The 26,456-nt window shown below is 70.9% G+C and carries 22 protein-coding genes; 11 read left to right on the top strand and 11 right to left on the bottom strand.

The features are described 5' to 3' along the window. Positions 1 to 19: 19 nt before the first annotated feature. Positions 20 to 565: a hypothetical protein gene (locus CRP55_RS20050; protein WP_143234750.1), complete on the bottom strand. Its 546-nt coding sequence runs from the start codon at positions 563 to 565 to the stop codon at positions 20 to 22. A gap of 136 nt (positions 566 to 701) precedes the next feature. Between CRP55_RS20050 and CRP55_RS20045 the strand changes: the two genes are divergently transcribed. From CRP55_RS20045 to CRP55_RS20035, 3 genes are all read left to right on the top strand, one after another. Continuing rightward, positions 702 to 1,214, top strand: coding sequence for a hypothetical protein (locus CRP55_RS20045; RefSeq protein ID WP_143234749.1), 513 nt, complete (start codon positions 702 to 704; stop codon positions 1,212 to 1,214). A 45-nt stretch (positions 1,215 to 1,259) separates the two neighbouring features. Continuing rightward, positions 1,260 to 2,591: a hypothetical protein gene (locus tag CRP55_RS20040; protein ID WP_143234747.1), complete on the top strand. Its 1,332-nt coding sequence runs from the start codon at positions 1,260 to 1,262 to the stop codon at positions 2,589 to 2,591. Between the two features lie 89 nt (positions 2,592 to 2,680). Further along, complete coding sequence (locus CRP55_RS20035; protein ID WP_097321635.1) at positions 2,681 to 3,862, top strand: acyltransferase family protein; 1,182 nt, start codon at positions 2,681 to 2,683, stop codon at positions 3,860 to 3,862. Between the two features lie 475 nt (positions 3,863 to 4,337). Here CRP55_RS20035 and CRP55_RS55710 read toward each other — a convergent pair whose 3' ends face one another. Further along, complete coding sequence (locus tag CRP55_RS55710) at positions 4,338 to 5,441, bottom strand: glycoside hydrolase family 12 protein (RefSeq protein WP_097321634.1); 1,104 nt, start codon at positions 5,439 to 5,441, stop codon at positions 4,338 to 4,340. A gap of 145 nt (positions 5,442 to 5,586) precedes the next feature. Between CRP55_RS55710 and CRP55_RS20025 the strand changes: the two genes are divergently transcribed. The 4 genes from CRP55_RS20025 (at position 5,587) to CRP55_RS20010 (ending at position 13,808) form a co-directional block, all read left to right on the top strand. Further along, a complete protein-coding gene (locus CRP55_RS20025) occupies positions 5,587 to 6,414 on the top strand; it encodes a phytanoyl-CoA dioxygenase family protein (RefSeq protein WP_097321633.1) in 828 nt (275 codons plus the stop codon). 135 nt (positions 6,415 to 6,549) lie between these two features. Continuing rightward, positions 6,550 to 10,413, top strand: a complete 3,864-nt coding sequence (locus CRP55_RS20020) for a Pls/PosA family non-ribosomal peptide synthetase (RefSeq protein WP_097321632.1) — start codon at positions 6,550 to 6,552, stop codon at positions 10,411 to 10,413. Continuing rightward, positions 10,410 to 11,723 (top strand): M1 family metallopeptidase, encoded by a 1,314-nt coding sequence (locus tag CRP55_RS20015; protein WP_097321631.1) that lies wholly within the window; start codon positions 10,410 to 10,412, stop codon positions 11,721 to 11,723. The genes CRP55_RS20020 and CRP55_RS20015 overlap by 4 nt, the downstream gene beginning before the upstream one ends. Positions 11,724 to 11,786: 63 nt before the next feature. Further along, positions 11,787 to 13,808 (top strand): NACHT domain-containing protein, encoded by a 2,022-nt coding sequence (locus CRP55_RS20010; RefSeq protein ID WP_143234745.1) that lies wholly within the window; start codon positions 11,787 to 11,789, stop codon positions 13,806 to 13,808. Between the two features lie 63 nt (positions 13,809 to 13,871). Here the strand turns inward: CRP55_RS20010 and CRP55_RS20005 are convergent, their stop codons facing one another. From CRP55_RS20005 to CRP55_RS19990, 4 genes are read right to left on the bottom strand one after another with little or no spacing between them, the layout of a single operon-like run. Then, positions 13,872 to 15,389, bottom strand: coding sequence for a flotillin family protein (locus tag CRP55_RS20005; protein WP_097321629.1), 1,518 nt, complete (start codon positions 15,387 to 15,389; stop codon positions 13,872 to 13,874). Next, complete coding sequence (locus tag CRP55_RS20000; RefSeq protein ID WP_097321827.1) at positions 15,390 to 15,920, bottom strand: NfeD family protein; 531 nt, start codon at positions 15,918 to 15,920, stop codon at positions 15,390 to 15,392. A 51-nt stretch (positions 15,921 to 15,971) separates the two neighbouring features. Continuing rightward, entirely contained in the window at positions 15,972 to 16,193 is a 222-nt protein-coding gene (locus tag CRP55_RS19995) for a hypothetical protein (protein ID WP_097321628.1), read from the bottom strand. A 40-nt stretch (positions 16,194 to 16,233) separates the two neighbouring features. After that, positions 16,234 to 17,010, bottom strand: a complete 777-nt coding sequence (locus CRP55_RS19990) for a hypothetical protein (RefSeq protein WP_097321627.1) — start codon at positions 17,008 to 17,010, stop codon at positions 16,234 to 16,236. A 114-nt stretch (positions 17,011 to 17,124) separates the two neighbouring features. Between CRP55_RS19990 and CRP55_RS19985 the strand changes: the two genes are divergently transcribed. Beyond that, a complete protein-coding gene (locus CRP55_RS19985; RefSeq protein WP_097321626.1) occupies positions 17,125 to 18,852 on the top strand; it encodes a caspase family protein in 1,728 nt (575 codons plus the stop codon). Positions 18,853 to 18,856: 4 nt separating this feature from the next. Here CRP55_RS19985 and CRP55_RS19980 read toward each other — a convergent pair whose 3' ends face one another. Continuing rightward, a complete protein-coding gene (locus CRP55_RS19980; protein ID WP_097321625.1) occupies positions 18,857 to 20,176 on the bottom strand; it encodes a radical SAM protein in 1,320 nt (439 codons plus the stop codon). Between the two features lie 41 nt (positions 20,177 to 20,217). Then, positions 20,218 to 20,613 (bottom strand): DUF488 domain-containing protein, encoded by a 396-nt coding sequence (locus tag CRP55_RS19975; RefSeq protein ID WP_218854640.1) that lies wholly within the window; start codon positions 20,611 to 20,613, stop codon positions 20,218 to 20,220. 69 nt (positions 20,614 to 20,682) lie between these two features. On the opposite strand from CRP55_RS19975, the gene CRP55_RS19970 reads away from it, so the two are divergent. The 3 genes from CRP55_RS19970 to CRP55_RS19960 all read left to right on the top strand — a co-directional run bounded on the left by CRP55_RS19970 (position 20,683) and on the right by CRP55_RS19960 (position 23,220). Beyond that, positions 20,683 to 21,258, top strand: a complete 576-nt coding sequence (locus CRP55_RS19970) for a TetR/AcrR family transcriptional regulator (RefSeq protein ID WP_097321826.1) — start codon at positions 20,683 to 20,685, stop codon at positions 21,256 to 21,258. After that, on the top strand, positions 21,245 to 22,105 hold the full coding sequence (locus CRP55_RS19965; RefSeq protein WP_097321623.1) for an alpha/beta fold hydrolase: 861 nt from the start codon (positions 21,245 to 21,247) through the stop codon (positions 22,103 to 22,105). Before CRP55_RS19970 ends, CRP55_RS19965 begins: the two co-directional genes overlap by 14 nt. 77 nt (positions 22,106 to 22,182) lie before the next feature. Beyond that, a complete protein-coding gene (locus CRP55_RS19960; RefSeq protein WP_179855258.1) occupies positions 22,183 to 23,220 on the top strand; it encodes a phosphotransferase family protein in 1,038 nt (345 codons plus the stop codon). Here CRP55_RS19960 and CRP55_RS19955 read toward each other — a convergent pair. From CRP55_RS19955 to CRP55_RS19945, 3 genes are all read right to left on the bottom strand, one after another. After that, entirely contained in the window at positions 23,199 to 24,692 is a 1,494-nt protein-coding gene (locus tag CRP55_RS19955; RefSeq protein ID WP_179855257.1) for an amidohydrolase family protein, read from the bottom strand. The two genes, CRP55_RS19960 and CRP55_RS19955, sit on opposite strands and share 22 nt — an antisense overlap. A gap of 102 nt (positions 24,693 to 24,794) precedes the next feature. After that, complete coding sequence (locus CRP55_RS19950) at positions 24,795 to 25,802, bottom strand: molybdopterin-dependent oxidoreductase (RefSeq protein ID WP_097321621.1); 1,008 nt, start codon at positions 25,800 to 25,802, stop codon at positions 24,795 to 24,797. Next, entirely contained in the window at positions 25,799 to 26,380 is a 582-nt protein-coding gene (locus CRP55_RS19945; protein ID WP_097321620.1) for a biotin transporter BioY, read from the bottom strand. Before CRP55_RS19945 ends, CRP55_RS19950 begins: the two co-directional genes overlap by 4 nt. Positions 26,381 to 26,456 lie beyond the last annotated feature (76 nt).

The following is a 26,456-nucleotide window of genomic DNA, read 5'->3' as shown; positions in this document are numbered from 1 at the left end:
CTCCCCCCACGAGTGAAGCTCAGGGCGCGTAGCAGATGCTGGAGCCGGGGAGCCGGTGCTCGAAGACCTTCGTGACCGGGCTACCGGTGCTCGGCATGTCGAACGTGGTCCTGATCCGGGCTACGTACGTGAGGTTCGTGTGGCAGTAGGCGCCGGTCGAGTAGCCGTATTGCCGGCTGGCGGGGCACTGGGCGCCGCTGGCGATGCGGCGGCCACACGCCTGGGTCGTCGAGGTGGAGTGGGCGTCCGGGTTGGACGGGACGGTGTTCGTGGCGTAGATCGTGACGGTCTGCTTGATGCCCGCGCACCGCACCGGGTCACCGCCCGTGGCCTGGCAGAGCGACGCGCCGAGCGTCTGCACGGCGAGGTCCCCCGAGCTGTTCCAGAACACATTGAAGTCCACGCACTGTACGGCCTGACGGACACCCTCGGTGAAGGCGACTTGGCACTTGTGCCCGCGCGCCGTCGCGCTCGCCTGCGTCTGAATCTCGAACACGGACGCGAGCACCACGAGCAGTACGGCCACGGCCCGCGGAAGCGACCGGGAGATCGAACTGGTTGACATGAACTGCCTTTCTGGCGGTTCCAGCAATGACCGCCACAGCCCACCACTCCCATCACCCGTCCGGGGACGTCCTGAACGCCCCCGCACTGTCCGGAACTGTTCCGAACAGCCGAACGGACACCAACGCTCGGCGCACGTGACCACGCGATCGAGCGACACCGCCGGCACAACCGGCGCTGCACGATGGTGGGATGACGGCAGAGCCACCACCGGACCGGCACGACAGGCCGCCGCGCTCGTGCTGACCTTGCTCACGGGACTGGCGGGCGGCATGGCGGTCAACTTGCTCACCGACGACACTGGTCATCGCGGCTTCGCTGTAGTGGCCGGGCTGGTGGCCGCGGTCACCGTCAGCGCCTGGCTCAGGAAGGTGTACCGCATCGCCGCGGCCGCCCTGTTCGTCGTGCCGTTCATCTACCTCCTGACGGTTTGGCTGTTGTCGGACGTCCTCATGTTTCTCACGGGGAGCCGCGCCGCGGCGTTGGAGACACTGCTTCTCGTGGTCCTTGTGGGCTCCGGTGGGGCGCGGGCCGAGCTGACTGTCCTCGGATGGACCCGCCCGGCGAGTCTGGCGCTCGCCGTGGCCGGCGGCCCTCCTCGCGAGCCGACGGTCGGCGCCGCGGAAAAGTGTCGTAGCCCGTCCGTATGATCGCGACCGCTCGATGTGAGCGATGGTCATACGGGGAGGCTCCACATGAGAATGGCCCGGCTTGTCATGGCCGTGCTGGCGGCGCTGACGGTCCTCGCGGTTCCTGCGGCGGCGCGGGCCGCTTCCGGCCCGCAGATCGACTATGCGACCAGCGAATTCGAGGGGAACACCGGCGTCCTGCTCGTCGGCATCCGGTCGGCCGACGGGGTTTCCCGGGTGCACGCCGACGTCAAGGACACCACCGGCAAGGTTGTCGCCTCCAGCGACTCCTTCTGGCGCTACCGCGGCGAACCCGAGGACGCGACCCAGGTCTGGGCCACGCAGGAGCCGTTCATCCTGCCCCAGATGGGCAACTACCCGGTCGACGTCGAGGTGACCGACACCAACGGTGTCACCACCCGGGTGGCGAATGCCGGAAATCTGTCCTACGTGGTCGTGACGTACATCGACTCGGTCACGCTCAAGCCGGCCGCGGCGACGTACGACAAGCGGTCGGTGACCGTGACCGGCGTGCTCAAAGGCCGCCAGCCCGGCACGATGGAGATCCGCCGGGTCGCCGGCGCGCCGATCTCCCTGTTGAACACCAACTGGCAGGAGACGACCACCGGCGCCGACGGCAAGTTCACCGCCGAGGTGCCGATCGCCGACGGCGACCGCAACATCTTCATCAATTATGGGTACGACCCGGCCCACCCCCACCACCTGTCGTCGTCCTACGACACGCCGGTGATCACGATCAAGCCGCGCGCGACCAGGGTGACCGCGACGCTCTCGGCCAAGAAGGTGAAGGCCGGCGAGCCGGTCACCGTCACCGGCACGGCCACCTGGAACACGCCGGACGGCTGGGCGCCGGTCTCCGCCGGCCGGGTCGGCCTGGCCTCGTGCGACACCCAGGACTACTGCACCGACCTCGGCAGCATGCCGGTCGCCGCCGGCGGCACGTACTCGCTGACCGCGACCCCGTACGCGAGCACGACCCTGCGCGTCTCCTACTCGGCGCCGGACCGGCCGGACGGCTACCCGGACCCGTACGTGGCCCACAGCCGGCGAGACACTGCGATCGTCGTCCTTCAGCCGTCGTCGATCGCCGACTTCACGGCCGCGCGCGAGGCGGACGGTGCGGTGTACCTGCACGGCCACGTCGCCTTTCCCGGAAACCTGACCCCGGGCACCATTCCGGTCGAGTTCCAGTTCTCCGAGACCGGCACCGGCGACTGGCTCACCATCGGCGACGACGACCAGTCGTACTGGGACGGCACCGGCTACGAGTTCGACGGCCGGCTGACCGAGACCCGGTCCGGCTGGTGGCGAGCGCGGTACCCGGGCGACCCGGCCAACTTCCAGGCCGCGGCGAGCAAGAAGGTTTTCGTGCAGTGACGGTGCGGGGTCCCCGGGATGCCCGGGGACCCCACAGCCGCACCTCGCCATTCGACAGTGGACTGTCGGTCCCGTATCTTGAACCGCCGATGAGACAGCAACACCACAAGCGAATCGTGGTTCTGGACGGGCTCCGGCTGATGGCCGCCGTCATGGTGGCGTTCTACCACTTCGCCGGGCGCAACGACGTCGTCGAGGCGTGGGGCGCCCCACCCCGGACCGCCGTGACCAGTGTTCACAGCGCCTCGGCGTACGGGTGGCTCGGGGTCGAGCTCTTCTTCATGATCAGCGGGTTCGTGATCTGCATGAGCGCGTGGGGACGCGACACCGGCTCGTTCATCCGGTCCCGGTTCATCCGGCTGTTCCCCGCCTATTGGCCCGCCGTGCTGATCACCGCCGCCGTCGTCGGCCTCTGGCCGATCGTCGCGCAGCCGCTTCGGCTCAGCGACGTGCTGCTCAACCTGACGATGTTGCAGTGGCCGCTCGGCGTGAACGGGGTCGAGGGCGTCTATTGGACGCTGTGGGTCGAGGCCCGGTTCTATCTGCTGTTCGCCCTGCTCCTGTGGCGTGGGCTCACCCTGAGAGGCGTCATGTGGTTCGGCTACGGCTGGCTGCTGGCGTCGGTCATCGCCCACAACAGCCGCGAACCGTTGCTGAACATCGTGTTCCAGCCCGACTACGCGCCGCTGTTCGTGGCCGGTATCGCCTTCTACCTGATCCACCGGTTCGGCCCCGACCTGAAGCTGTGGGGCCTGGTGGCCGCGTCGTACCTGATGGCGCAGCACAACGTGATCGCCCGCATCGCGCACACCGAGAAGACCAACATCAAGGGCCCTCTTTCCGACACGGTCGGCATTCTGCTCATCACCGTGTTCTTCGCCCTGCTGGCGGCGGTCGCGCTGGGCTGGACGTCGCGCATCCGGTGGCGTGTGCTGACCACGGCGGGCCTGCTCACCTACCCGTTCTATCTTCTGCACCAGAACATCGGCTACCTCGTCATCTACGCGACCCGGGACTGGGCGCCCCACTGGCTCGTGCTGGCCGGCACGGTCGCCTTCATGCTGCTGATCGCCTGGCTGGTTCACAGGTACATCGAGCGGCCGCTGGCCGCCTATCTCCGCCGGCGCCTCAACCCGCGACCGGCGCCGGAGACCGCCGTCACGCAGGAGATCCCCCACGTCATGCCGCACCACTATCCGGGCCGGCACCCAGACCTGAACGAGCCCTCGCTGGTCACCGTCCCCGACGGGAGCCGCTCGGCGGGCGGGTAGTGACGAGGTTGGAGGGGCCGCCGGGACTGTCATGCCTATGACGAGCGTCGCCTTACTGATCGTCCGATCGCTGGCGGGCCATGACGGGTGCGGGTCCGGTTTGGCCGCTTGGTCCGGGCTGGGCGAGGGCGACTTGCGGTTGCTGCCGGCTTCGGCCGATGTCCCCGGGCGCTGTCGCGCCCGCGGCGGACGATCCGGCGGTGGGCGCAGGAGGCCCAGCAGGTGACCTAGCTCGTTGCCGGCATGGAATGGCCGCGCCGGTGCCGAAGGGCGCCGCGACGGTGCGCCGCAGGCGACACAGAGGCCGTCGAGAAGACCGTCGTCGCGTGCGGCCGCCGCCTCGGCTGATCCCTGAACACCATCAAACGCTGTGCCCGCGCACGTGGCGGCCGGCTCGATGAGATCCTCGGCGCCTGCCCGCACCTGACCGTTCTGGCGCAGCGGTGGCGGGGCCGCCGAGGCGGCCCCGCGGGGGTCAGCTGTAGCTGAGGGAGAAGCTGTTTGTGGTGAAGGCGGACTGGCCGGCGGTGCCGGTCAGCTCGAAGCCGAACTGGAGTTCGCCTACGGTGACGTCGCCCCACCAGTTGTTGGTGCGGAGCCAGTTCATGATGGCCAGGACGTCGATCGTGCCGGCGTTCGTGTTGGTGCGGACGAACGAGAAGACGGCGTTGGCGCCGTTCGAGCCCCGGTAGACGTTCCAGGTGTGGCCGCCGACCGACAGGTTGCGGACCGTGGGGACGGCGCCGTTGGCGTCGTACGACTCGGCGATCGGGCCCACCGCGCCGTGCTGGTTCGTCCAGAGCATGACCTCGTAGGCGTGGTTGTTGGCCCAGATGTCGTACGCCGTGGTGTAGTCGCCGTCGGACGGGACTGAGACGTTGAACGAGCTGGTCACCGACGACAGTGAGCTCAGCGTCCGGTTCAGGGTCTTGCCGGTGTTCGGGTACGACTTGACGCCGCTGGTGCGCGGATGGTTGGCCAGGACGCCCCAGTTGGTGCCGCTGCGGGCCCAGATCGTCTGCGTGCCGGCGCCGGAACCCCAGATGTTGTTGTAGAGCGTGTAGCCGTTGTTGGTCCACGACGCCCACTGGCCGGAGTCCACCCAGGCCGCGTCCGAGGGGACGCCGGTCGTGGGTGGCGGGGTGGTCGTGGGCGGGGTGGTGGTCGGTGTGGTCGGGGTGACCGAGCCCGTGCAGGCCGTGCCGTTGAGGGTGAACGCCGTGGGCACCGAGTTGGTGCCGGTCGCCGCGCCGTTGAAGCCGAACGAGACGGTGCCGTTGGTGGCGACGCTGCCGTTGTAGCCGGCGTTGCGCGCGGTGACCTGCGCGCCCGACTGGGTCAGGGCGGTGTTCCAGGCCTGGGTGACGGTCTGGCCATTGGCGTACGTCCACACGAGCGCCCACGAGGTGAGCGGGTCACCCAGATTCGTGATCGTCACGTTGGCCCCGAAGCCGCCGGGCCATTGGCTGCTGACGGCGTAGGCGACCCGGCATCCGGCCGCCGCCGAGGCGGGCAGCGCGACCGCGGCGGTGATCGCCGTGGCCGCCGCCAGTGAGAGCGCGAGAGTGCGTTTGCGCATGTCAATCCAATCCGTACATCGTCGAAGCGCTTCGACCGGTGGCGGCCGGAACTTCGACAGCTATCGATGGAATAACAGCAGGCTAGGCCCTTGGGAGCGCTCCCGTCGAGTTGCAACGTTGGAAACGTCGTTGCAGGCAGGAAGCATGACGACTTCTATCGATGCGACGGCCGGTGAGCGGGCCCGAGCCGCGATCTACGACGAGGGCATCACGGCGCTGCGCGGAGCGTTCAGCGTGGCCTGGGCCGACGCGATGCGCGAGGACATCGAGACGGCGTTCGCCGAGGCCCGGTCGCGGGAGGGTGGCGCGGTCGGCCGCGGGCCCAAACGCTGGTACGTCGAGATCCATCCCGAGCAGCTGCGCGGGTTCGCCGAGCTGGCCGGCCACCCGTGGGTCGACGCGGTCTGCACCGCCGTGCTCGGTCCGGACTACCGGATCGTCGAGCTCGGCTTCGACATCCCGTTCCCGGGCGCGGTCAACCAGCCGTGGCACCGGGACTTCCCGATGCCCGAGGTGACCCGCCGCGAGGGGCGGCTCGACTCGCTGGCCTTCAACCTCACCGCCGTGGACACCACCGACGAGATGGGGCCGTTCGAGATCGCGCCCGGCACCCAGTTCGACGACGAGCCCGACTTCGGGCACGCCATGTTCCCGCCGAAGTCGCACTACGAGCGCTACAACGGGCTCGCCGTCCGCAAGTATCCGCAGCGTGGCGACATCTCGGCCCGGTCGGCGCTGACCATCCACCGCGGCACGAAGAACCACTCGCAACTGCCGCGGCCGGTGCTGGTGCTGGGCGTCGACGCGCCGGACGGCACCAACGGCGACAAGCACGACATGGCGGTCACGAAGGCGTACTGGGAGGGGCTGCCGGAGGGCGTACGCCGGCATCTGAACTGCCCGATCGTCGACCGGCTGACGCCCATCACGCAGAAGCACACGATCGAAGGGCTGGTCATGGGCGAGGCCTGAGCACGGCTGTCACGTTAGACACATCCGCGTCACTTCCCGTTTCCCACCTGTAACGTTGAATGTCGCCCCGGGCGGCTCACCGTCGTGCGCCTGGCCGACAGAAGCCCGTTGTGGTGGAGATGGAGCACACGCCCGGTGACAGTGACTACCGACCTGCGTCTGATCGACCTTGACATCGAGTTCGCGCCGGAGGCTCCGGCGCTGTTCCACTCCCGCTCCACCCCGGTGCGGCGCACGCTCCTCGACATCTTCGACGCGACCGTGCAGGCACACGGCGGGGCCGCCGCGATCGACGCCGACGGTTCGGTGCTCACCTACCGTGACCTGGCCGACCTGGTGGAGGCGGTGCGGGCCGACCTCGAGGGACACGGTATCGGGGCCGGCGACCGGGTCGGCATCAGGGTCTCCTCGGGCACGGCGGAGCTCTATCTCGCCATCCTGGGCGTGCTGGCCGCGGGCGCGGCCTACGTGCCGGTCGACGCCGACGACCCCGACGAGCGGGCCGAGCTGGTCTGGGCCGAGGCGGAAGTGGCCGCGGTGCTCGGCGACGGGTTGAGCGTCTCGATGCGGCGTACACCCAAGAAAGCCGTCGCCCGACGGCCCGGGCCGAACGACGACGCCTGGATCATCTTCACCTCCGGCTCCACCGGCACGCCCAAGGGCGTCGCCGTCTCGCACGCCTCGGCCGCCGCGTTCGTCGACGCCGAGGCGCAGCTGTTTCTCGCGGGCGACGACGCTGAGGCGATCGGCCCGCACGACCGCGTGCTGGCCGGGCTGTCGGTGGCCTTCGACGCGTCCTGCGAAGAGATGTGGCTCGCCTGGCGGCACGGCGCCTGCCTGGTGCCGGCCGCCCGCTCGCTCGTGCGCAGCGGCGTCGACCTCGGACCGTGGCTGGCCGAGCAGCGCATCACCGTCGTCTCGACCGTGCCCACGCTGGCCGCGCTCTGGCCGGCCGAGGCGCTCGACGAGGTCCGCCTGCTGATCTTCGGCGGCGAGGCGTGCCCGCCCGAGCTGGCCGAGCGGCTGGCCGTCGAGGGGCGCGAGGTCTGGAACACGTACGGGCCGACCGAGGCGACCGTCGTCGCCTGCGCGGCCCCGCTGACCGGCGAGGGTCCCGTGCGCATCGGGCTGCCGCTGGACGGCTGGGAGCTGGCCGTGGTCGACGCCTCCGGGCAGCCGGTCGAGATGGGCGAGACCGGTGAGCTGGTCATCGGCGGTGTCGGCCTGGCCCGGTATCTCGACGAGGCCAAGGACGCCGAGAAGTTCGCGCCGCTGCTGTCGCTGGGCTGGTCCCGGGCCTATCGCAGCGGCGACATCGTGCGGGCCGAGCCCGAGGGCCTGATCTTCCTGGGCCGCGGCGACGAGCAGATCAAGCTCGGCGGCCGGCGGATCGAGCTGGGCGAGGTCGACGCGGCGCTGCAGGCGCTGCCCGGCGTGGCCGGCGCGGCCGCCGCCATCAAGAAGACCGCCGCGGGCAACCAGCTGCTGGTCGGCTACGTGGTGCCGCGCGAGGGTTTCGACCTGGCGGCCGCCACGACGCGGATTCGCGAGCAGCTGCCGGCCGCGCTCGTGCCGCTGCTCGCCGTCATCGACGACCTGCCCACCCGTACCTCCGGAAAGGTCGACCGCGCGGCCCTGCCGTGGCCGCTGGCCGGCGCCTCGGCCGGTGATGCCGAGCTTTCCGCGACCGAGGCGTGGCTGGCCGAGGGCTGGGAGCAGATCCTCGGCCTGCGGCCCACCGCAGCCGACGCCGACTTCTTCAGCAGCGGCGGCAGCAGCCTCGGCGCCGCCCAGCTGGTGGCTTGGATCCGGCTCAGGCACCCGCAGATCGCGGTGGCCGACGTCTACCAGAACCCGCGGCTGTCCGAGATGGCGGCGGTGCTCGACGCGCTCGTCGCGACCCAGATCGTGCGCCGCGACGTCAAGCCGACGCCGCTGCGCACCGGCTTCCTCCAGGCGCTGCTGATGGTGCCGATGCTGGCCCTGGTCGGCCTGCGCTGGCTCACCGTGGCGGCCACGCTGCTCGCGCTGACCCCGTGGGGTCCGGCGATTCACTGGTGGTGGATCGCGGCCGGCTGGCTGGCGCTGTTCAGCCCGGGCGGGCGCATCGCCATCGCGGCCGGCGGGGCGCGGCTGCTGCTGCGCGGCGTCGGCAAGGGCACCTATCCGCGCGGCGGCGGCGTTCACCTGCGGTTGTGGGCGGCCGAGCGGCTGGCGGAGCTCACCGGTGCGACGGGTGTGGCCGGCGCCGGCTGGATGATCACGTACGCCAAGGCGCTGGGCAACCAGATCGGCCGCGACGTCGACCTGCACTCGGCGCCGCCGGTGACCGGCCTGCTCAAGCTGGGCCGGGGCGCGGCCGTGGAGCCCGAGGTCGACCTGTCGGGTTATTGGGTCGACGGCGATGTCGTACGGGTCGGCAAGGTCCGCATCGGCGCCGGGGCCCGGGTCGGCGGCCGCAGCACCCTGATGCCCGGTGCCCGGATCGGCAAGGGCGCGCACATCGAGGCCGGCTCGACCGTGACCGGCGCGGTGCCCGCCAACAAGCGGTGGGCCGGATCGCCGGCGGCGCCCGCCCCGGCCAAGGACGGCGCGTCCTGGCCGTCGCAGCGGCCGCCGCGCCGCTCGCGGCTGTGGGTGGGCGTGTACAGCGTGACCGCCCAGCTGCTGGGCCTGCTCCCGGTGATCGCGGTGCTGCCGGCGCTCGCCCTGCTCGGCTGGACCGTGCGGGACGGGTTCGACCTCGGCGCGGCGCTGCTGATGGCCCCGGTTGCGGCTGTCGCGTACTTCCTGACGTACGCCATCCTCGTGCTCCTGACCGTCCGGGTTTTGAGCGTGGGGATCCGGGAGGGATATCACCCCGTGCGGGGCCGCGTGGCCTGGCAGGTGTGGACGACCGAGCGGCTCATGGGGATGGCCCGGATCGCGCTCTTCCCGATCTACGCGAGCCTGTTCACGCCGGTGTGGCTGCGGCTGCTCGGCGCCAAGATCGGCCGCAACGCGGAGCTGTCGACCGTGCTGGCGCTGCCGAAGATGACGACCGTCGAGGACGGGGCGTTCCTGGCCGACGACACGATGGTGGCGACGTACGAGCTGAGCCACGGCTGGCTGCGCGTGGCGCCGGCCCGCATCGGCAAGCAGGCGTTCCTCGGCAACTCGGGCATGGCGGCGCCGGGACGATCCGTACCCAAGCGCGGCCTTGTCGGTGTGTTGTCGTCGGCGCCGCGCAAGGCGAAGAAGGGCTCGTCGTGGCTCGGCGCCCCGCCGATGCCGCTGCGCCGGACGGTGGAGTCGGGCGACTCCAGCCGCACGTACGCGCCGCCGCTGCGTCTCAAGGTGGCCCGCGCGACGATCGAGCTGTGCCGCATCATCCCGGTGATGCTGGCGGGTGTGCTGGCCGTGCTGGTGCTGGCCGCGCTCGACCAGATCTGGCAGGCCACGAACGGCTGGGTGACGGCGGCCCTCGCCGGCCCGGTGTTGTTCGCCGCGGTGATCGCCGGCGCGCTGATCGCGACCCTGGTCAAATGGCTGCTGGTCGGCCGGTTCAAGGTCACCGAGCACGCGCTGTGGACGTCGTTCGTCTGGCGCAACGAGCTGGCCGACACGTTCGTCGAGGTGCTGGTCGCGCCGTGGCTGTTCCGCTTCGCGGCCGGCACGCCGCTGCTGAACATCTGGCTGCGCACCGTCGGCGCCAAGATCGGCCGGGGTTCGTGGCTCGAGACCTATTGGCTTCCGGAGTACGATCTGGTCCGCCTGGGCGAGGGTGCGACGGTCAACCGGGGGTGCGTCGTGCAGACCCACCTGTTCCATGATCGGATCATGGCCATGGACGAGGTCACTCTGGACGCGGGCGCCACACTCGGCCCGCACGGCATCGTGCTCCCCGGCGCGAGCATCGGCGCGCGCACCACGGTCGGGCCGGGCTCGCTGGTCACCCGCGGCGACGCGGTGCCCGACGACAGCCGCTGGCTGGGCAACCCGATCGCGACCTGGGCATGACGCCTCCGGGCGCCGACCGTTCGACCGACTCGTACCTTCCCGGGCACGGCAACGGCGGCTACCGGGTGCTGCACTACGACCTGGAGCTCGACTACCGGGTCGTCTCGAACCGGCTCGCCGGGAAGGCGACTATCACGGCGCAGGCTGTGCAGTCGCTTTCCCGGTTCAGCCTGGATCTCGGTGTCTTCCGCGTTCAGGACGTCCGCGTCGATGGGCATCGGACGCCCTTTACTCACCGGGCCGGCAAGCTGCGTGTCAAACCGGACAAATCTCTCGGGTATGGCGCCGTTTTCAAGATCGAAGTGCGTTACTCCGGCTCGCCGGTCCCCATCTCGGGGCGCTGGGGTGACATCGGCTGGGACGAGCTGACCGACGGCGCCCTGGTGGCCAGCCAGCCCAACGGGGCGCCGTCGTGGTTCCCGTGCAACGACCGCCTCGAGAAGGCCACCTTCCTGGTCACACTGACGGCCCCGACCCCGTACACCGTGGTGGCGACCGGCGACCTGGTCTCCCGCCGCCGGGGCGCCGGAAACACCACGTGGGTGTACGAGCGGACCGAGCCCACCGTGCCGTACCTGATGAGCGTGCAGGTGGGCCGCTACGAGCTGCTGGAGCTGGCCGCCGGCGACGTGGTGCAGAGGGCCGCGATCCCGCCCCGCCTGCGCAACGTGTTCCGCCACGACTTCGGCCGCCACGGCGAGATCATGAACGTGCTGACCGACATGTTCGGCCCCTACCCCTTCCGCGAGTACGTGGTGGTGGTCGCCGACGACGAGCTGGACGACCCGATCGAGGCCCAGGGCATGGCGGTCTTCGGCCGGAATCACGTGGACGGCTGGCGCACATATGAGCGCCTGGTGGCCCACGAGCTGGCCCACCAGTGGTTCGGCAACAGCCTGACGGTGGCGGACTGGCGCCACATCTGGCTCAACGAGGGCTTCGCCACGTACGCGGAGTGGCTCTGGTCGGACGTCTCGGGCGGCCCATCGGTCGAGGCGCTGGCCGCCCAGTGGCACACCACGCTGGCCACCCGGCCCTTCGACGTCGTGGTCTCGGACCCGGGCGTCTCCCGCATGTTCGACCCGATCGTCTACAAGCGCGGCGCCCTGACATTGCACGCCCTGCGCGCGAGGGCCGGCGACGCCGCGTTCTTCGCGCTGCTACGTTCCTGGGTCGCCGAACACCGCCACGCCACGGTGACGACGGCCCAGTTCCGCAGCCACGCCCAGCGCTTCACGACCGAGCCGCTGGGGCAGCTGTTCACGGCTTGGCTGGATCAGCGCGCGCTGCCCCCGCTACCCACCCGCTGAGCGCGATCGACGCCCTGAACCTTCCACCCCTGACGGATCCTCTCTGTCCGTCAGTTATCTTGCGTGATGAAGTTCCGGGCGCGGGCCGTCGTCGGCGGCGTTCTGCTGGCGCTGTGCCTCGCCCTGGTGATCTGGATGTTCCTCGATGGCGAGGTGGGCAACAACCTCGTTGGCAAGGCCAACATCGTGGGCGGCCTGGCCGGGGTGGCCAGCCTTGGGGTCACTGTCTGGATCACCTGGCCGCTGGTCACCGGCGGACGGGCGGCCGCGCCGACGGACCAGCAGGTCGCCGCCGCGCTGCGCTACCTGGCCGGCAACAGCCTCGCGTATTGGCAGGACCAGGCCAAGACCCGCCGAATCACCACGCCGGCCCCGGCCTCCGTCCGGTGGGCATGGGCCGGGGCGGAGATTGCCGCGCACCCCGGCGATGTGCCGTCCGCGCTGCTCACCGACGGCACGGTGACCCAGATCCGGGAGAAACTGTACGAGGCCGCGGACAGCCCGGCTCGGCTGGTGATTCTCGCCGGCGCCGGCGCCGGCAAGACCACAGCGATGCTGCTGCTCCTCATCGATGTGCTGACGAACTGGTCGCCGGACAGGGCTGACCCAGTCCCGGTCTGGATCACGCTCGGCGGGTGGGACCCGTCGGTGAGCGACCTGCCGGCGTGGGTCACCGCCAAGCTGACACGCGACCAACCGCTGCTCACTCCTGGTCTTGCTGGCGAGCTCGTGCGCGACCGCCGGGTCGCCCTGTTCCTCGACGGCCTGGACGAGATGCCGACGCACCTGCGAGGGGAGGCGCTCGACGCGATCGACCGCGGGACCGTGGGCATGCGGGTAGTTCTGACCAGTCGTGACGACGAATACGTGGACGCGGCTGTCCGACACAACCACCGGCTTTGGAACGCCGCCGTCATCGAGATGTTGCCGGTCGGTCTCGAGCAGGCGCGAGGTTTTCTGCTCGCCCAGCATGTGGGGGAACAGCGCCGCCGCTGGCAGCGGCTGGCCGACAGCCTGACCGCGCAGACCGTGGCCGGACGCACGCTGGTCTCTCCGTTGGCCCTCAGCCTGGCGCGGGACACCTACCGGGACACCGATCCGGCCGAGATGCTGGACGCCCGCGCATATCCGACCCCGGAATCGCTCTTGCAGCACCTGTTGGAGCGTTCGCTGCATCAGGCGTATCCGGAGGCGTGCGAGCGGGAGCACGCGATGCGGTGGCTTTCCTGGATCGCCGCCAACATGGGCCGCGACCGGGACCTGCTCTGGTGGCGGATCCCGGGCTGGGAAGCGCCCATGCTCAGATGGGCGGCCCTCAGGGTCGCCGCCGCCGGATTTGCGGGGCTCGTGGTCGTTTCCATTGCTGGGCCGGAGGACATCGTTCTTGCCGTTCCGACCCTCGCATGGCTCGCCGGTTTCCGGTTCAGGCCCCGCTCGCTCACCGTGATCGCGGGGATAGCGGTATCGGCGGGGCTTGGCTCCTGGTCGGTCGAACAGGGGCTTCTCATGGCCGCAGGTTTCCTGTCGACGATTCCACTGATGTGGCTGACCGGAGTGCTCGCGACCCTCCTGGACCGGATCTCCTGGCGCCTGATCAACCGGCGGCGGACGGCACACAGCTTCGACGACGAGGGGTTGCGAGCGGCGAGCGCCACGGCCGCCAACCCCATCGACATCTATCGCCTGTCGTGGCGCCGGGCCCAGATCACCCGCCTCGCGCACGCTGTCGCCGTCGGTCTCACCGTCGGCGTCTTCGTCGTTCTGGCGGTGAATCCGATCATCGGTCTCCTCTGGGCCTTGGGTGCTGGATTCTTGAGTTGGCTCCTCAGCGCGCTGCTCCGGCCGCAGAGCATGGTTGCCAGGCTGAGGCGGGTCGAACTCTGCTGGTGCTTGGCCGGTCTACCGGTCCGAATCATGCCCTTGCTGGAGACAGCGTTGCAGCGACAGGTGCTCCGGCAAGCCGGTGGTATCTACCAATTCCGGCATGCAGCGCTTCAGGACCAATTGGCCGGTACGCCTCCGGACGGTGAGGCCTCCACCGGGGCACCGCTCAGCGCCTGGTCCTGGATGCGCCGCCACCCATAAGACCAGTTGGGAAAGCGTCGCCGAAGGGGGCCGCGTGAGCGGCCCCCTTCGGTGGGCTGGGCGTCAGCGCTCGGGTTCGAGCTCGGCCGGCTTGCCGTTCGCGGCCGCGGTGGTGCTGTGGGTGGCGCCCAGCTTGCTGAGCAGGCCGGCCAGGTCGATGCCGGTCAGGTCGGTGCCCAGCTGCAGGCCCTGGGCGACGTTGTTGGCGACCGACTTGGTCAGTGAGGAAGCGCCGTCGGTGGAGATGACGGTCATCTTGTCGATCGAGCCCATCGGGGCCGCGGCCGCCTCGACGACCTGCGGCAGGACACGGACGAGCAGATCAAGGACGGCTGCTTCGCCGTACGCCGCGAACGCCTCCGCCTTCTTCGCCATGGCCTCCGCCTCGGCGCCGCCCTTGGCCAGGATGGCCGCCGCCTCGGCGGCACCCTCACGCTCGATGGCCTCGGCGATCGCGGAACGCCGGCGCTGCTCCGCCTCGCCCTCCTTGGCGCCCTCGATCGCGTTCGCCTCGGCCAGCGCGGCCCGGCGGGCCCGCTCGCCCTCACCGGTCAGGCGGGCCTGCTCGGCCGACGCCTGCGCGGCCGCGATGACCGACTGCCGCTGCGCGTCGGCGTGCAGCACGGCCGCGGCCCGGTTGGCCTCGGCCTCCTGCTCGACCTTGTAGCGCTGGGCGTCGGCCGGCTTGCGCACCTCGGTGTCGAGCTGGCGCTGCTTGAGCTCGGCGTTGCGCTCGGCCACCTTCTGCTGCTCGGCCAGGACCGCCTGGTCGCGCTCGGCCTGGGCCAGCGGGCCGGCCGCGGCCGACTTGGCCTTGGCCGCGTCGATCTCGGCCTGGATGCCGGCCTGCTTGAGCGACAGGTTGCGCTGCGCCTCGGCGATGGCCTCCTCGGCCAGCAGGCGCTCCTGCTCGGCCTGCTGACGGGCGCGGGCCTCGGCGATGGCGGCGTCCTTGAGCACGCGGGCCGCCTCGGGACGGCCCAGGTCCTGCAGGTACGAGCCCTCGGCCAGGATGTCCTGGAGCTGGAACGTGTCGAGCACCAGACCCTGGTTGGTCATCGAGTGCTCGGCCTCCTCGGCCACCGCGCTGGCGAACGCGGCCCGGTCGCGGATGATCTCCTCGACCGTGAGCCGGCCGACGATCGAGCGCAGCGCGCCCGCGAGCACCTCGCGGGTGAACTCCTCGATCTCGGCCTGCTGGTGCAGGAAGCGCTGCGCGGCGGCCCGGATCGCGCCCTCGTTGCCGCCCACCTTGACGATCGCCACGCCGTGCAGGTCGGCCCGGATGCCCTGCTTGGAGACGGCGCCCTTGATGCCGACGTCGATGCGGCGGCTGGACAGGTCGAGCGACTGGAGTTTCTGCACGACCGGCAGGACGAACACCGAGGCGCCCATGACGACCTTCTGCCCGGACAGGTCGGTGGTGTTGGTGCCGTCCGCGGACTGGGTCACGCGGCCCTTGCGGCCGGTGATGATGAACGCCTCGTTCGGGCCGGCCACCTTGATCCGTGACAGCACGAACAGGATCACGAGGATGATGAGCAGCACGGCACCGCCGATGGCGATGAGCAAAGGTGACATCTAGGCCTTTCCAGGGGTGTGAGGGTCGATCTGCAGGGTCTGTTCCACGACGACGCTGGTGTCCGACGGCGCCTCGACCACGAAGACCTGGGCGCCGGCGGCGATGGGGTGCTCGGCCCGGGCGTACAACTTGACCGGTTGTCCGCCCAGCAGGATCCGCACCTCGCCGTAGCCGGTGCCGCTCGGCACGGCCGTGACGATCACACCGAGCGTGCCCACCAGATCTTGCCGGCGTGGAGTGGCGTCGGTCGGCATGGTGCGGGCGGCGCGGCCGAGGCGAAGGGCCAGCCAGGCGGTGGGCAGGGCGGCGACAAGACCGACGACCGGTGCCAGTACGGCGGTGCCGGAGAGCTCCGCCGTGATCGCGCTCGCGAAGCCGAACGCGCCGACGAAACCGGCGACGACCTCGAGCGACACCGGGCCGTCGCCGACGTGCAGGAAGCTGAGCAGCTCGCCGCCGAGCAGGGAGAGCGCCAGCACGCCGACGCCGACCGCACCGATCACCAGATAGATCGCCGTGGCCGTGTCCATCAAGCCGCCTCCCCCACCGAACGCCAGGTCAGGGTAGTGCAACCCCGCCACTCAGGCCCGGGCGCCTCCGTCGATCCAGCGGCGCAGCAGCAGCGTGTCCTCCTCGGCCCAGGCGCCGTCGCACGGCATGCTGCCGCGGGCCACCGCCTTGAAGATGCTCTCGGCGTGCTCGCGCACGTCGTCGGCCGACCACAGGTCGAACATGAAAAGCATGGAGTTGCGGTCCTTCTCGCGGAACAGGGGACGGATGTCGGTCTCGAATGTGGGTTCCATGCCTGCTGGGACCACATGGCCGAGTCGATCGTGACGGCACTCAGATGTCAGTGATGCTGCTGACATAGTCGGTCATGTAGGCCCTGACCTTCTTGCGGATTTCCGGGCCGAGGTCTTCGACGGCGCCGCGGTTGATCGACGCCTTGGTGCTGTTGCCGAGGAAGCGGGCGCGCTCGGCCCGGTATTTGAAGAACAGCACCTGGGTCACCGATTTCTCGCCCTCGATCACGCAGGCCAGCATCGTCACGAGGACCTCGTCGGCCGGGCCCGGCTCGACCAGGCCGATCTGGAAGCGGGCGATGCTCGCGTGCTGGGTCTCGCGGCTGAAGATGGTCAGCCACGACGTGTCGGGCTCCATGGCCTTGAGCACGTCGATGGCCGACTGGATCAGCTTGAGCGCGGTCACCGTGGGCCCGAGCGCCACCGAGAGCACCTCGATGATCTTCTCGTGCACCTCGGCCGCCTTGCCCTCGGCCGTGTAGTCGGCCCAGCCGTGGTCCTGCACGACCCAGCCGATGTTCTGCAGGACCTGCGAGTACTCGGCGTACCAGGCGGTGGGGTCCTGGTCGGCGGACGCGCGCTTGTTGGCCACGAGCTGGGCCAGCAGGGCCGAGTTGGAGATCGCCTCGCGAACCTCGGGGGTGACGCCCTGCGCGAACGACAGCAGGCCGGAGCCGACGACCTGGGCCTGGTCCTTGGCGGCGTCGAAGACCTCCTGCGCCTGCTCGGCGGCGCCCTGCGCGACGATGCCGCGAGGGGTGCCCGACAAGTCGATCGATCTGACGTATTCCCGTTCCTTTTCGCGGTCCGCCAACATCAATTTCTCCGATTTCCGAGGCGCCGGGAATTCGAGTCTCCGCGCATTCATCCAGCACCTCATCGGCCGAACGGTGGAATGCCTCCGGCGTCGCTCACGCGAGATCCTGAATCCATGTCTGCACGACGGGCGGCCCTCGCCATCGGGGTCAGCGACGCGCCCCCGCTGCCGTACCTGGGCGGCGCCGTGAACGGCGCACGCGAGTTCCACGCGTGGGCCCGGGGCTTCGGCTACGAGTCACGGCTGGTCACCGACGAGGACGAGCCGGTGACGGCGGCCCGGCTGCGCGGCGAGTTCGAGGCGCTGCTGTCCGGTGACGCCTTCCACCGCCTGATCATCTACTTCGCCGGGCACGGCGTCATCCGCGAGCTGGATCAGGGCCTGTGGCTGCTGTCCGACTGGAACGCCGAGCTGCGGGCGGTGGCGGTCGAGGTGCTGCGGCGCCGGCTGGCCCTCTACCGGATCAACCAGGTGGCGATCTTCGCCGACGCCTGCCGCTCCCTGCCGGCCGATGTGGACACCGCCGACCTGACCCCGGACGGCCTCCTCGGCCGCGGGCCCGGCCCCCGCTCGGCCACGATGTCGGTCGACAAATTCATCGCGGCCCAGGACGGCACCGAGGCTTTCATGATTCCGGGCGGGGATCCCGACGAGGATCGCTGCCTGTTCTCCGGGGTGGCCATTTCCGCGCTGTGGGGCACGCAGAAGGAGGCATTCTCGAAAATCGTGCCGGGAATGGTGACCAGCCGCAGCCTCGGCGCCTATCTGCAGGCCGAGGTGCCACGCCTGGCCGAGACCTATCGCCTGAAACTCGTGCCCAGCGTCAGCCCGACCTTCCCCGACCTCGACGACGTGTATTACGGCGACGGCCCGGTCGTTCAGGCCCCGGTCTTCCCTCCGTGGCCTCCGGCCGGGGCGCTGCGGATCGGCCGGGCGGCACCGCAGGACGAAGGGCGGGAAACCGTGGCCGACGACGCTCTCGAGCATCGGATGCGGGCGCAGGACCGGCCGGACCACTTCGAGACCGGGTCGGGGTTCGCGGTGGACGGCGACCATGTCACCGGCGTCTGGACGGCGGCGGGCGTTCACGCCGAGGCGGCCGGGCGCCCCGACTGGTGGCGGCTCGGCCAGCCGGCGCCGGCCCCGCTCGCGCACCCCGTGCCGGCGCTCCTCCACCTCGCCGGCGGGCTGTTCGTGGCGGTCACCGCGCTTCCCGGCTTCATCGGCTCGGTGGTGGCGACCGGTACCGGCGCGGCGGCGCTGATCTACCGCGACGTCTACGCCCCGCCCGACGAGGCCCGGCCCACCGAGGCCGCGATCAGCGCGCTCGAGCGCGGTGGCCTGCGCGCCGACAACGCCCTCGACCTCGCCGCCGAACTGCGCATCGGCAAGCATCTGGACCCGGTGCGGGGCGTGCTCGGCGCCTATCTCTACGACTCGGTGGCCGACGTGGAGAGCATCCGGCGGATGGCCTACGGCTACATCCGGCACGACCAGCCGATTCCGTACGACATCGCCCTGCTCGCCGATCTGGAGGCGGCGCCCGACGACCACGGCCTCCTGCTGGTCACCGTTCCCGCGGTGGCGGCGCGCTCACCCCGTACGGACAAAGAAAGCAATTTGCCCTGGACCTTCTCGGCGACGCCGGAAGCGGTCGGTGTCGTCGGAGGGCACTGGCCGATGGTGCGGCAGGGCTGGGCCTACCTCGACGACGACCCCGGATCGGCGCTGGTCCGGCCCGGCCTGGCCGAGCTGGCGCCGGAGCTGACGGCGGCGCGGTTCTCCACGTTCCCCCACGCCGCCGGGCTCCGGCTGGCCAAGCTTTTCGCGCTGACGCCCTAGCGCGTCACTCCTCGATCGGCGTCTCGGCCGGCAGCGTGTCCATGAAGGAGCTGACCGAGAAGACCGCGTTGCCGGCGCCGGGCGGGCCGTAACCGGGCGGGCTGGACAGGCCGTTGGACTCCATGGTCGCGCGGTAGGCCTCGAGCAGCCGGATGTGGTATTCGAGCGGGGCGCCCTGCGGATTCGTACGGCCCAAGGGGGTTGTCGGTTCCGGGCACCAGGTCGTGAAGCGCGGGGTGATGCCGCGCGACATGAAGTACTCAAGGCCCTCGGTGGTCGACTCGATCGCCTCGTCGACGCTGCGGAAGCCGTACGGCTCGGCCATCTCGACGCCGGCCACGAAGTTCGGGATGACGTTGCGCGGCCCGAAGACCTCGGCCGACTCGAGGATGCGGCGGTGCCACTCGGCGCGGCCCACGTAGCGCTCCTTGCCCGGGCAGTAGAGCTCGAACAGCCGCTTGTCCCACACCTCGAAGTTCGGGTGGTAGATCTGGATGCCGTAGTCCTTGAACCGCTGCACGTCCTCGCGCGGCAGGGCCTGGGCCACCACCTTGCCGATCCACCGGCCCGGGAAGCGGTCCTCGATCGCCTCGGCGTAGCGGCCGTAGAAGTCGGCTTCCTCGAGCCCGTCGACCTTCGAGGTGACGCTGCCACCGGTCAGGGTGTACGCGTGCGAGGTCTTCGCCGTGTCGTACTTGTCGATGATGGCGAGGGCCTCGAGGACCTCCTCGACCGGCTTGACACCGGTGTACGGGCGCCCGGCCGCCTTGTGCTGGCGCCAGTTGTGGTTGATGTCGCAGTACTGGCACTCCTCCTTGGCGCCGAAGTACTGGCACACGCGGAAGACGGTCAGATAGACCAGGTAGCCCCACTGGATGGTGGGGGCGACCTCCATGACCTGCTTGCCGTTGGCCAGCGTGTGCCGGTAGTAGTCCGGCATCGGCGGCACGCCGACGTCGGCGATCGGCTTGCCGTCGAGGAAGAGCTGAAGCTTCCCGTCCTCGCCGGCCTGCACCTTGTACGGGGAGTCGGGATTGGTGCGGACCGAAACAACAGTGCGGCGAAGCCCGTACGGCCCGCCGGTCAGCACGATCTCCTCGGGCGGCCGCCGCAGGGCCGCGGTGCCGAGCTCCGGCAGCGTCCGGTGGTCGAACGAGAAGATGAAGTACGACTTCGGCTTGACGTCGCCGCCCTCGTTGTCGGTCAGCGCGGAGTCGTCGAAGGCCAGCCCGCCACGCAGCAGGTCTTCCTTGATGACCGCTTCGCGCGGGATGTGCGGGAAACGGCCCATCAGATCTTCGACGAGATCCGTCCGTGACGACATGCGCCCTCCTGCCATTGCTGAGTTGACCTCATTCCATGTCATCACGTCTGCGCGCCGCCGCCGGGTCCCGGGACAGAGACGTTTGCGACACCTATCAGCTCGGCGAGAACCGCGGCCTCGCTGATCGCGACGTCCTTGCTGGCGGTGAGCAGCAGCAGCGGCCCGCTCTGGGCGAGCTCACGCAGATGGGCCAGCGCCTGGGCCTGTTCGCCGCTGGCGAGCTCGGCCTCGTAGCGCCGCCGGAACTCGGGGAACCTCTCGGGCGCGTGCCCGTACCATTTGCGCAGCTCAGGAGTGGGCGCGACCTGCTTGAGCCACTCGTCGAGGGCGGCCCGCTCCTTGCTGACCCCGCGCGGCCAGAGCCGGTCGACGAGCACCCGCGCGGTCCTGCCGCCGGGGGTCACGTCGTCGTAGATGCGCCCAACGTCAATCTTCATCGTTTCCATTCATACCTCGCCCTGTAACCTAGGGGTCCTAGGATCTAGACGAGATACCCAAGGATGCTGATGCCACGGCAGGGTCTCACCACCGAGCGCGTCGCCACGGCCGCGGCCGAGATGGCCGACACGCTCGGGCTCGACCGGTTGACGGTCGCGGCGGTCGCGCGGCACTTCGGGGTGGCCGACGCCAGCCTGTACGGGCATGTCCGCAACCGGGAGGCGCTGCTGCACCAGGTCGCGGTCCGGGCCGCGGCACTGTTCGCCGATCGGCTGTCGATCGCGGTGGCGGGGCGCTCGGGCCGGGACGCCCTCGGTGGCTTCGCCGACGCGTACCGGGCCTTCGCGGTGAGCCACCCCGGCCAGTACGCGGCGACGAACCTGCAACTACCGCCCGACATCGGCCTGAACTCGGCCGGCCACGTCCGCCTGATCGACGTCAGCTACGCCACGCTGCGCGGTTACGGCCTCGTCGAGCCCGCCCTGACCGACGGCCTCCGCCTGGTCCGCAGCACCCTGCACGGCTTCGCCACGCTCGAGGCCTCCGGCGGTTTCGGCCACCCCCGAGACCTGAACATGTCGTTCCACAGCATCGTCGACGACCTGCACGTCGCCTTGGAGAGGAAACCCCATGACCCTTCTTGACGTACGGTCGCCCGACGGCACCCGCTTGACCGTCCGCCGGGAGGGCACCGGCGACCCGATAGTGCTCCTGCACGGCTCAGGCGGCGGCCTGCACAGCTGGGACCCCCTGGTGGCCCAGCTGGCGGGCTCGTACGAGCTGTGGATTCCCGCTCGCCGCGGCTACGCCCCCAGCGACGCCCCACCCACCCGCAAGTCGTTCAAGGACGAGGTGGCCGACGTGACCGCGGTCCTCACCGCGGTGGGCCGCCCCACCCACCTGGTCGGCGCCTCCTACGGCGCCATCCTCGCCCTGCACACCGCGGCCGCCCTAGCCCAGCACGCGCCCACCCCAGCCGCGCCCCACCCGGCGGCCGTATCGGACGCGGCCCGGGCCGCGGTATCCGCGGCGCCGCCTGCGCTGCGTTCGCTGACCGTCTTCGAGCCTCCGATGTTCGCCTCCGGGCCGGGGATCGCGCCGCTGCTCGACCGCTACCGGGACTGCTTCGAGCGCGACGACCACGCCGGCATGTTCGCCGTCCTGAACGAGGTCACCCAGGTGCCGCGCCGGATCGCGGCCGCGTTCGGCCCTCCCTCCCGCAACCCGGCCGCCGAGATCGGCTGGCTGCACGACCTGGAGGCCCTGGCCGACAACGACCCCCACTTCACGGCGGACCTGACTGTGCCCACTCTGATCCTCCAGGGCGCCGACACCTGGGACCCGATGCCGGCCGGCATCGACGCTCTGGCCGCGGCCCTCCCCCACGCCCGCCGGATCAGCTGGCCCGGCCAGTCCCATTTCGCCCCGAGCCTCGCCCCGGAGCTGATGGCCACCGCCCTGAGCGACTTCTTCGCCGATCAACGGAAGTAACCCCAGCCGGCCGGCGCCCGCCAGACACGGCCCGGTCAGTGTCGCCGGAGCGGACTTCGACGCGTACAAATGGTTCGGTGACCCGGGTCGACCCCTCCCCCGCCACGCTGCGCTGGGCCGCCGAGACGGCCGGCTCGGACGTGCCGGCCCGGCTCGTTCGGCAGCTCGCCGGCGGCACGCACGCCGTCACCCATCTCGTGGAGACGGCGCGGCCGGCACGGCAGATGGTGCTCCGCCGGTATCCGCCCGGCGACACGGCGGCCGCGCGGGAGGCCGCCATTTTGACGGCGCTCGACGGCATGGACGGCTGGGCGCCCGAGCTGATCGGCGCCGACGCCACCGGCCGGCGCACCGGTGCACCTTCCGTCCTGATCACTCGCCTTCCCGGCCGTGCCGACCTGTCGGTGCCGCCGGCTCAGGCCGCCGAGCAACTGGGCCGGGCCCTGACACGTGTCCACGCCGTCCCCCTCGACCGCTTCAGGCGACTGCGAGACGGCCTGGCCGCGGTATCGCCGCCCGCCACAGCACCGCCCACCACAGCGCCGCCCACCACAGCGCCGCCCACCACAGCGCCGCCCACCACAGCGCCGCCCACCACAGCGCCGCCCAGCGCAGCGCCGCCCACCACGGCCCAGCCCGGCGCAGCGCCGCCCGCCACAGCCCGGCCCAGCACAGCCCCGGCGGCCGGGGTCCTGACCGCCGACGGGGATCGGCTGTCCGCCGGCGAGAGCGTACTGACGCACTTCGACTACTGGTCGGGCAACGTGCTGTGGGACGGCCGGACGATCACGGGCATCGTCGACTGGTCCGGAGCGTCCCGAGCGCCGCGCGGCTTCGACGTCAGCTGGTGCCGCCTCGATCTGGTCCTCCTGCACGGAGAGCCGGCCGCCGACATCTTCCTGGCCGCCTACGAGCAGGCGGCCCGGACGACGGTGCCCGACGTCGCGCTGTGGGACCTCTTCGCCCTGACGAATGCCCACCACACCGTCGAAACCTGGCACCCGAACTACGCCGGTCTCGGCCGCGACGATCTGACGCCCGCCGAGCTGCGCAGCCGTCACACGGCCTGGACGCGGACCCGTCTCAGCCGTTATCAGCAGGGGCAGGCCCGGTAGGCGGCCGCGGCGGCCGGTCTCGGCCGACTCACCTCCGTCTCGACGGCGGCGAGCATCTGGCGGCGGCGGGATGGGTCGAGGAGCTCGCCGCGGACGACGACGCTGTCGATGCGGGTGGTGTTGCGGATGTCGTGCAGCGGGTCGGCGCCGAGCAGCACCAGGTCGGCGACCGCGCCCGCGGCGATCACGCCGAGGTCGCGACGGCCCAGGTAGCGGGCCGGGTTCAGGGTGGCGGCGGCCAGTGCCTGTATCGGTTTCAGGCCCGCACGGACCAGCAGTTCCAGCTCGTCGTGGAGGCTGAAGCCCGGCATCAGATACGTGGTGCCCAGATCGGTGCCCGCCATCAGGGGCACCCCGGCCGCGGCCATGTCGGCCGTGAGGCGCAGACGGCGCCGGAACAGGTCTTTCGACTCGGCCACCCGCTGCGGCGTGCGGCCGGGCAGGTACAGGCCCTCCAGCGACCAGTCCCAGTAGCCGACCATGTCGGCGCTGACGTAGCGGAAGCGCGGGTCGTGCCGGTCGATCGCCTCCGGCATGTCGTTGGTCTCGTGCAGCACCAGCGTGGGGGTCACAAACGTGCCGTTGGCGGCCAGGCCGTGGAACACCCGCCCGGCCTTGCGGCGGTCGTAGCTGCGCGCCGCCGCGTATTCCAGCGGGTGCATCCGGTTGAACCAGCCGTTGTAGTCGCCCGGCCCGATCGGCACGGCGGCCACCGCCCGGCGCAGGCGCTCCTCGTCGGACGACGTGTCGTAGAAGACGGTGAACAGATGCTCGACGGTGCGCAGGCCGCGGTCGCTGGCCTCGCTGAGCGACACGACGTCCGGCACGTGGCCCAGGAACGGCAGGCCGAGCGTGCGGCACTCGTCGGCGACGGCCAGGAACGACTCCCGGGACAGCCGCGAATACGTCTTGATGAAGGCGGCCCCGGCCGCATGCTCCTGCCGCACGGCGGCCCGCGCCTGCTCCGGGCCGGCGACGGCGAGGTGCACGCCGCCGTCGGGGTCGAGCCCGTCCCACAGCGACGGCGACCCGTCGACGATCCGGCTCCCGATCACCCAGCGCGGGCCGCGGCGCTCACCGTCGGCGATCTGCTGCCGCCAGACCCTCGCCTGCTCCCCGCCCGACATCTGCCGTGTGGTCGTGACGCCGTTGACGACATACAGCTCGGGATCGGTGTCGTCGATCCCCGTGGCATGGGTGTGCATGTCGGCCAGGCCCGGGATGAGGAACTTGCCCCGCCCGTCGACGACCGTGGCGCCGGTGGGGACGGGCACCCGCTCAGCGGGCGCCACGTCGAGGATGCGGTCGCCCCGGATGAGCACGGTATGGCCTCGCCGCGCACCGCCACGAGCGTCGATCACGGTCACGTTCCGGATGGCCAGCACAGCCCGGCGCTGCGCCTCGGCCGCCCGGGGAATCGCCATCGCGGCCACGCCGAGCGCCGTGCCGGTGAGAATCGTCCGCCGCTGCATGATCGTCTCCTTCGCGAAGAGGCTGTCGCGGACAAGCCTCTCGGGTCGGGCGGCGAGGGGCACTGGTGCTAGGCCCCGTTCGCGGGTAGGCCTAGCCATACCTCAGGAGACGGGGAAGAAGGGCTGGGCCCAGGCGGGGCGGGACGACGGCTGGATCGAGGTCACCCACTTGACCCACCAGAAGCCCCGGCGGCCGGGGGCCACGATGCGGGCCGGGAAGCCGTGCCCGTACGTCAAAGGCTGTCCTCCGACGGCCGTGACCAGCCAGATGCCGTCGAGGGTGTCGGCGCCGAACCAGCGCGAGAAGCCCGTGGTGGAGCGGACCTCGACGCTGCGAAAGCCACCATCCGGGGCGACGCCGGCCCGGTACAGGACGGCACTGAGCCGGACACCTTCCCACTCCTGCGTGCTGTACCAGCCGCTCGTGCAGTCGAGGGTCGCGGTGAAACGCTCGTGCGGCAGGGCCAGGACGTCGGCCAGGTCGAGGGCCGCGGAGCCGATGAGAAGGCGCCACTTCGCCGGGTCGACGCGCTGGATGCCGTCGTTGATCCACGAGGTGACCTCGAGCCGGGCCTTGGGGACCGACCCGGTGAAGCGGCGCGACGTGGCCGCCCAGGTGTCCCAGGCCGCCGTCGCCACGGCGGCGCCGGCGCCCAGCGCGGCCAGGCGCAGAAGAGCCCGGCGGTCGGCGTCGGCGCGCCGCGGGCGTACCCGATGACCGAAGAAATGCGCCACGACGGTCAGCACCGCGCCGATGGCCGCGCCGACGTGGATCTGCATCAGGGTGAGCGGGCCGACGTGCTCGGCCCGGCCCGTCGAGTGGAGCAGGCCGCTGCCGATCGTGACCAGCACGAAGAACAGCAAGGTCAGGGACAGGGCCTTGGTGGGCCGCCGCTGCCGCGGGTTGCGCAGGCCGCGGCGGATCACCACGTACTTCCAGGGCGCCAGGATCAGGATGGCCAGGGCCCCGGCGGCGTGCAGCTGGATCAGGTTGAGCGGCCATCGCACGCCGATGGTGTTGGCCGCGATCCCGGTCAGCACGCCGGCGATCAGGAGCAGGCCGAGGACGAGATCGACCCGTCGGCCGCCCTGTCTCGAAGAGAAGGTCACTTACGCAGCATCGCCCACACCGCCGGGAGCAGACCAGCCGCCAGCGCCGCCTTGATGGCGTCGCCGAGCAGGAACGGGGTCAGGCCCTGGCTGATCGTCTGGCTCAGGGTCAGGTCGGCCGCCACGGCCAGCCACGCCATGCCGATGCCGTAGATCAGCACCTCGCCGGCGAGCATGGCCGGGATCGCGCGCCACACCGAACGGTCGGCGCCGCGCTCGGCCAGCCAGCCGCAGAGGGTGGCGGCGGCGAGGAAGCCGACGACGTACCCGAACGACGCCGTGGCGTAGCCGCTGCTGTGGTCGGCGAACCACGGCACGCCGAGGACGCCGGCCACCGCGTACAGCGCGATCGTGGCCGCCGCCCGGCGCATGCCGAACGCGGTGCCGACGAGCAGGACGCCCAGGGTCTGTCCGGTGATCGGAACCGGGGTGCCCGGAATGTGCACGGCGATCTGGGCCAGCACGCCGATCAGGCCGGCGCCGCCGGCGACGAGCGCGGCATCCCGGGCCAGCGAGCCGGGGATCAGGTCGGCCAGGACGAGCGGCCGGGGCCGGGTGAGCGCGACGGACTGCGTCATGAGAACCTCCGAGGGGTGACGGATCCTGACGATCATAGGGACGGCTCGGCGGCGGCTTTCCTCCGCGGCCGCTGGC

Origin of the sequence: Paractinoplanes atraurantiacus (assembly GCF_900215205.1) — a bacterium.
Taxonomy (GTDB): domain Bacteria; phylum Actinomycetota; class Actinomycetes; order Mycobacteriales; family Micromonosporaceae; genus Actinoplanes; species Actinoplanes atraurantiacus.
This window is presented reverse-complemented; position numbering and strand designations above follow the sequence as displayed.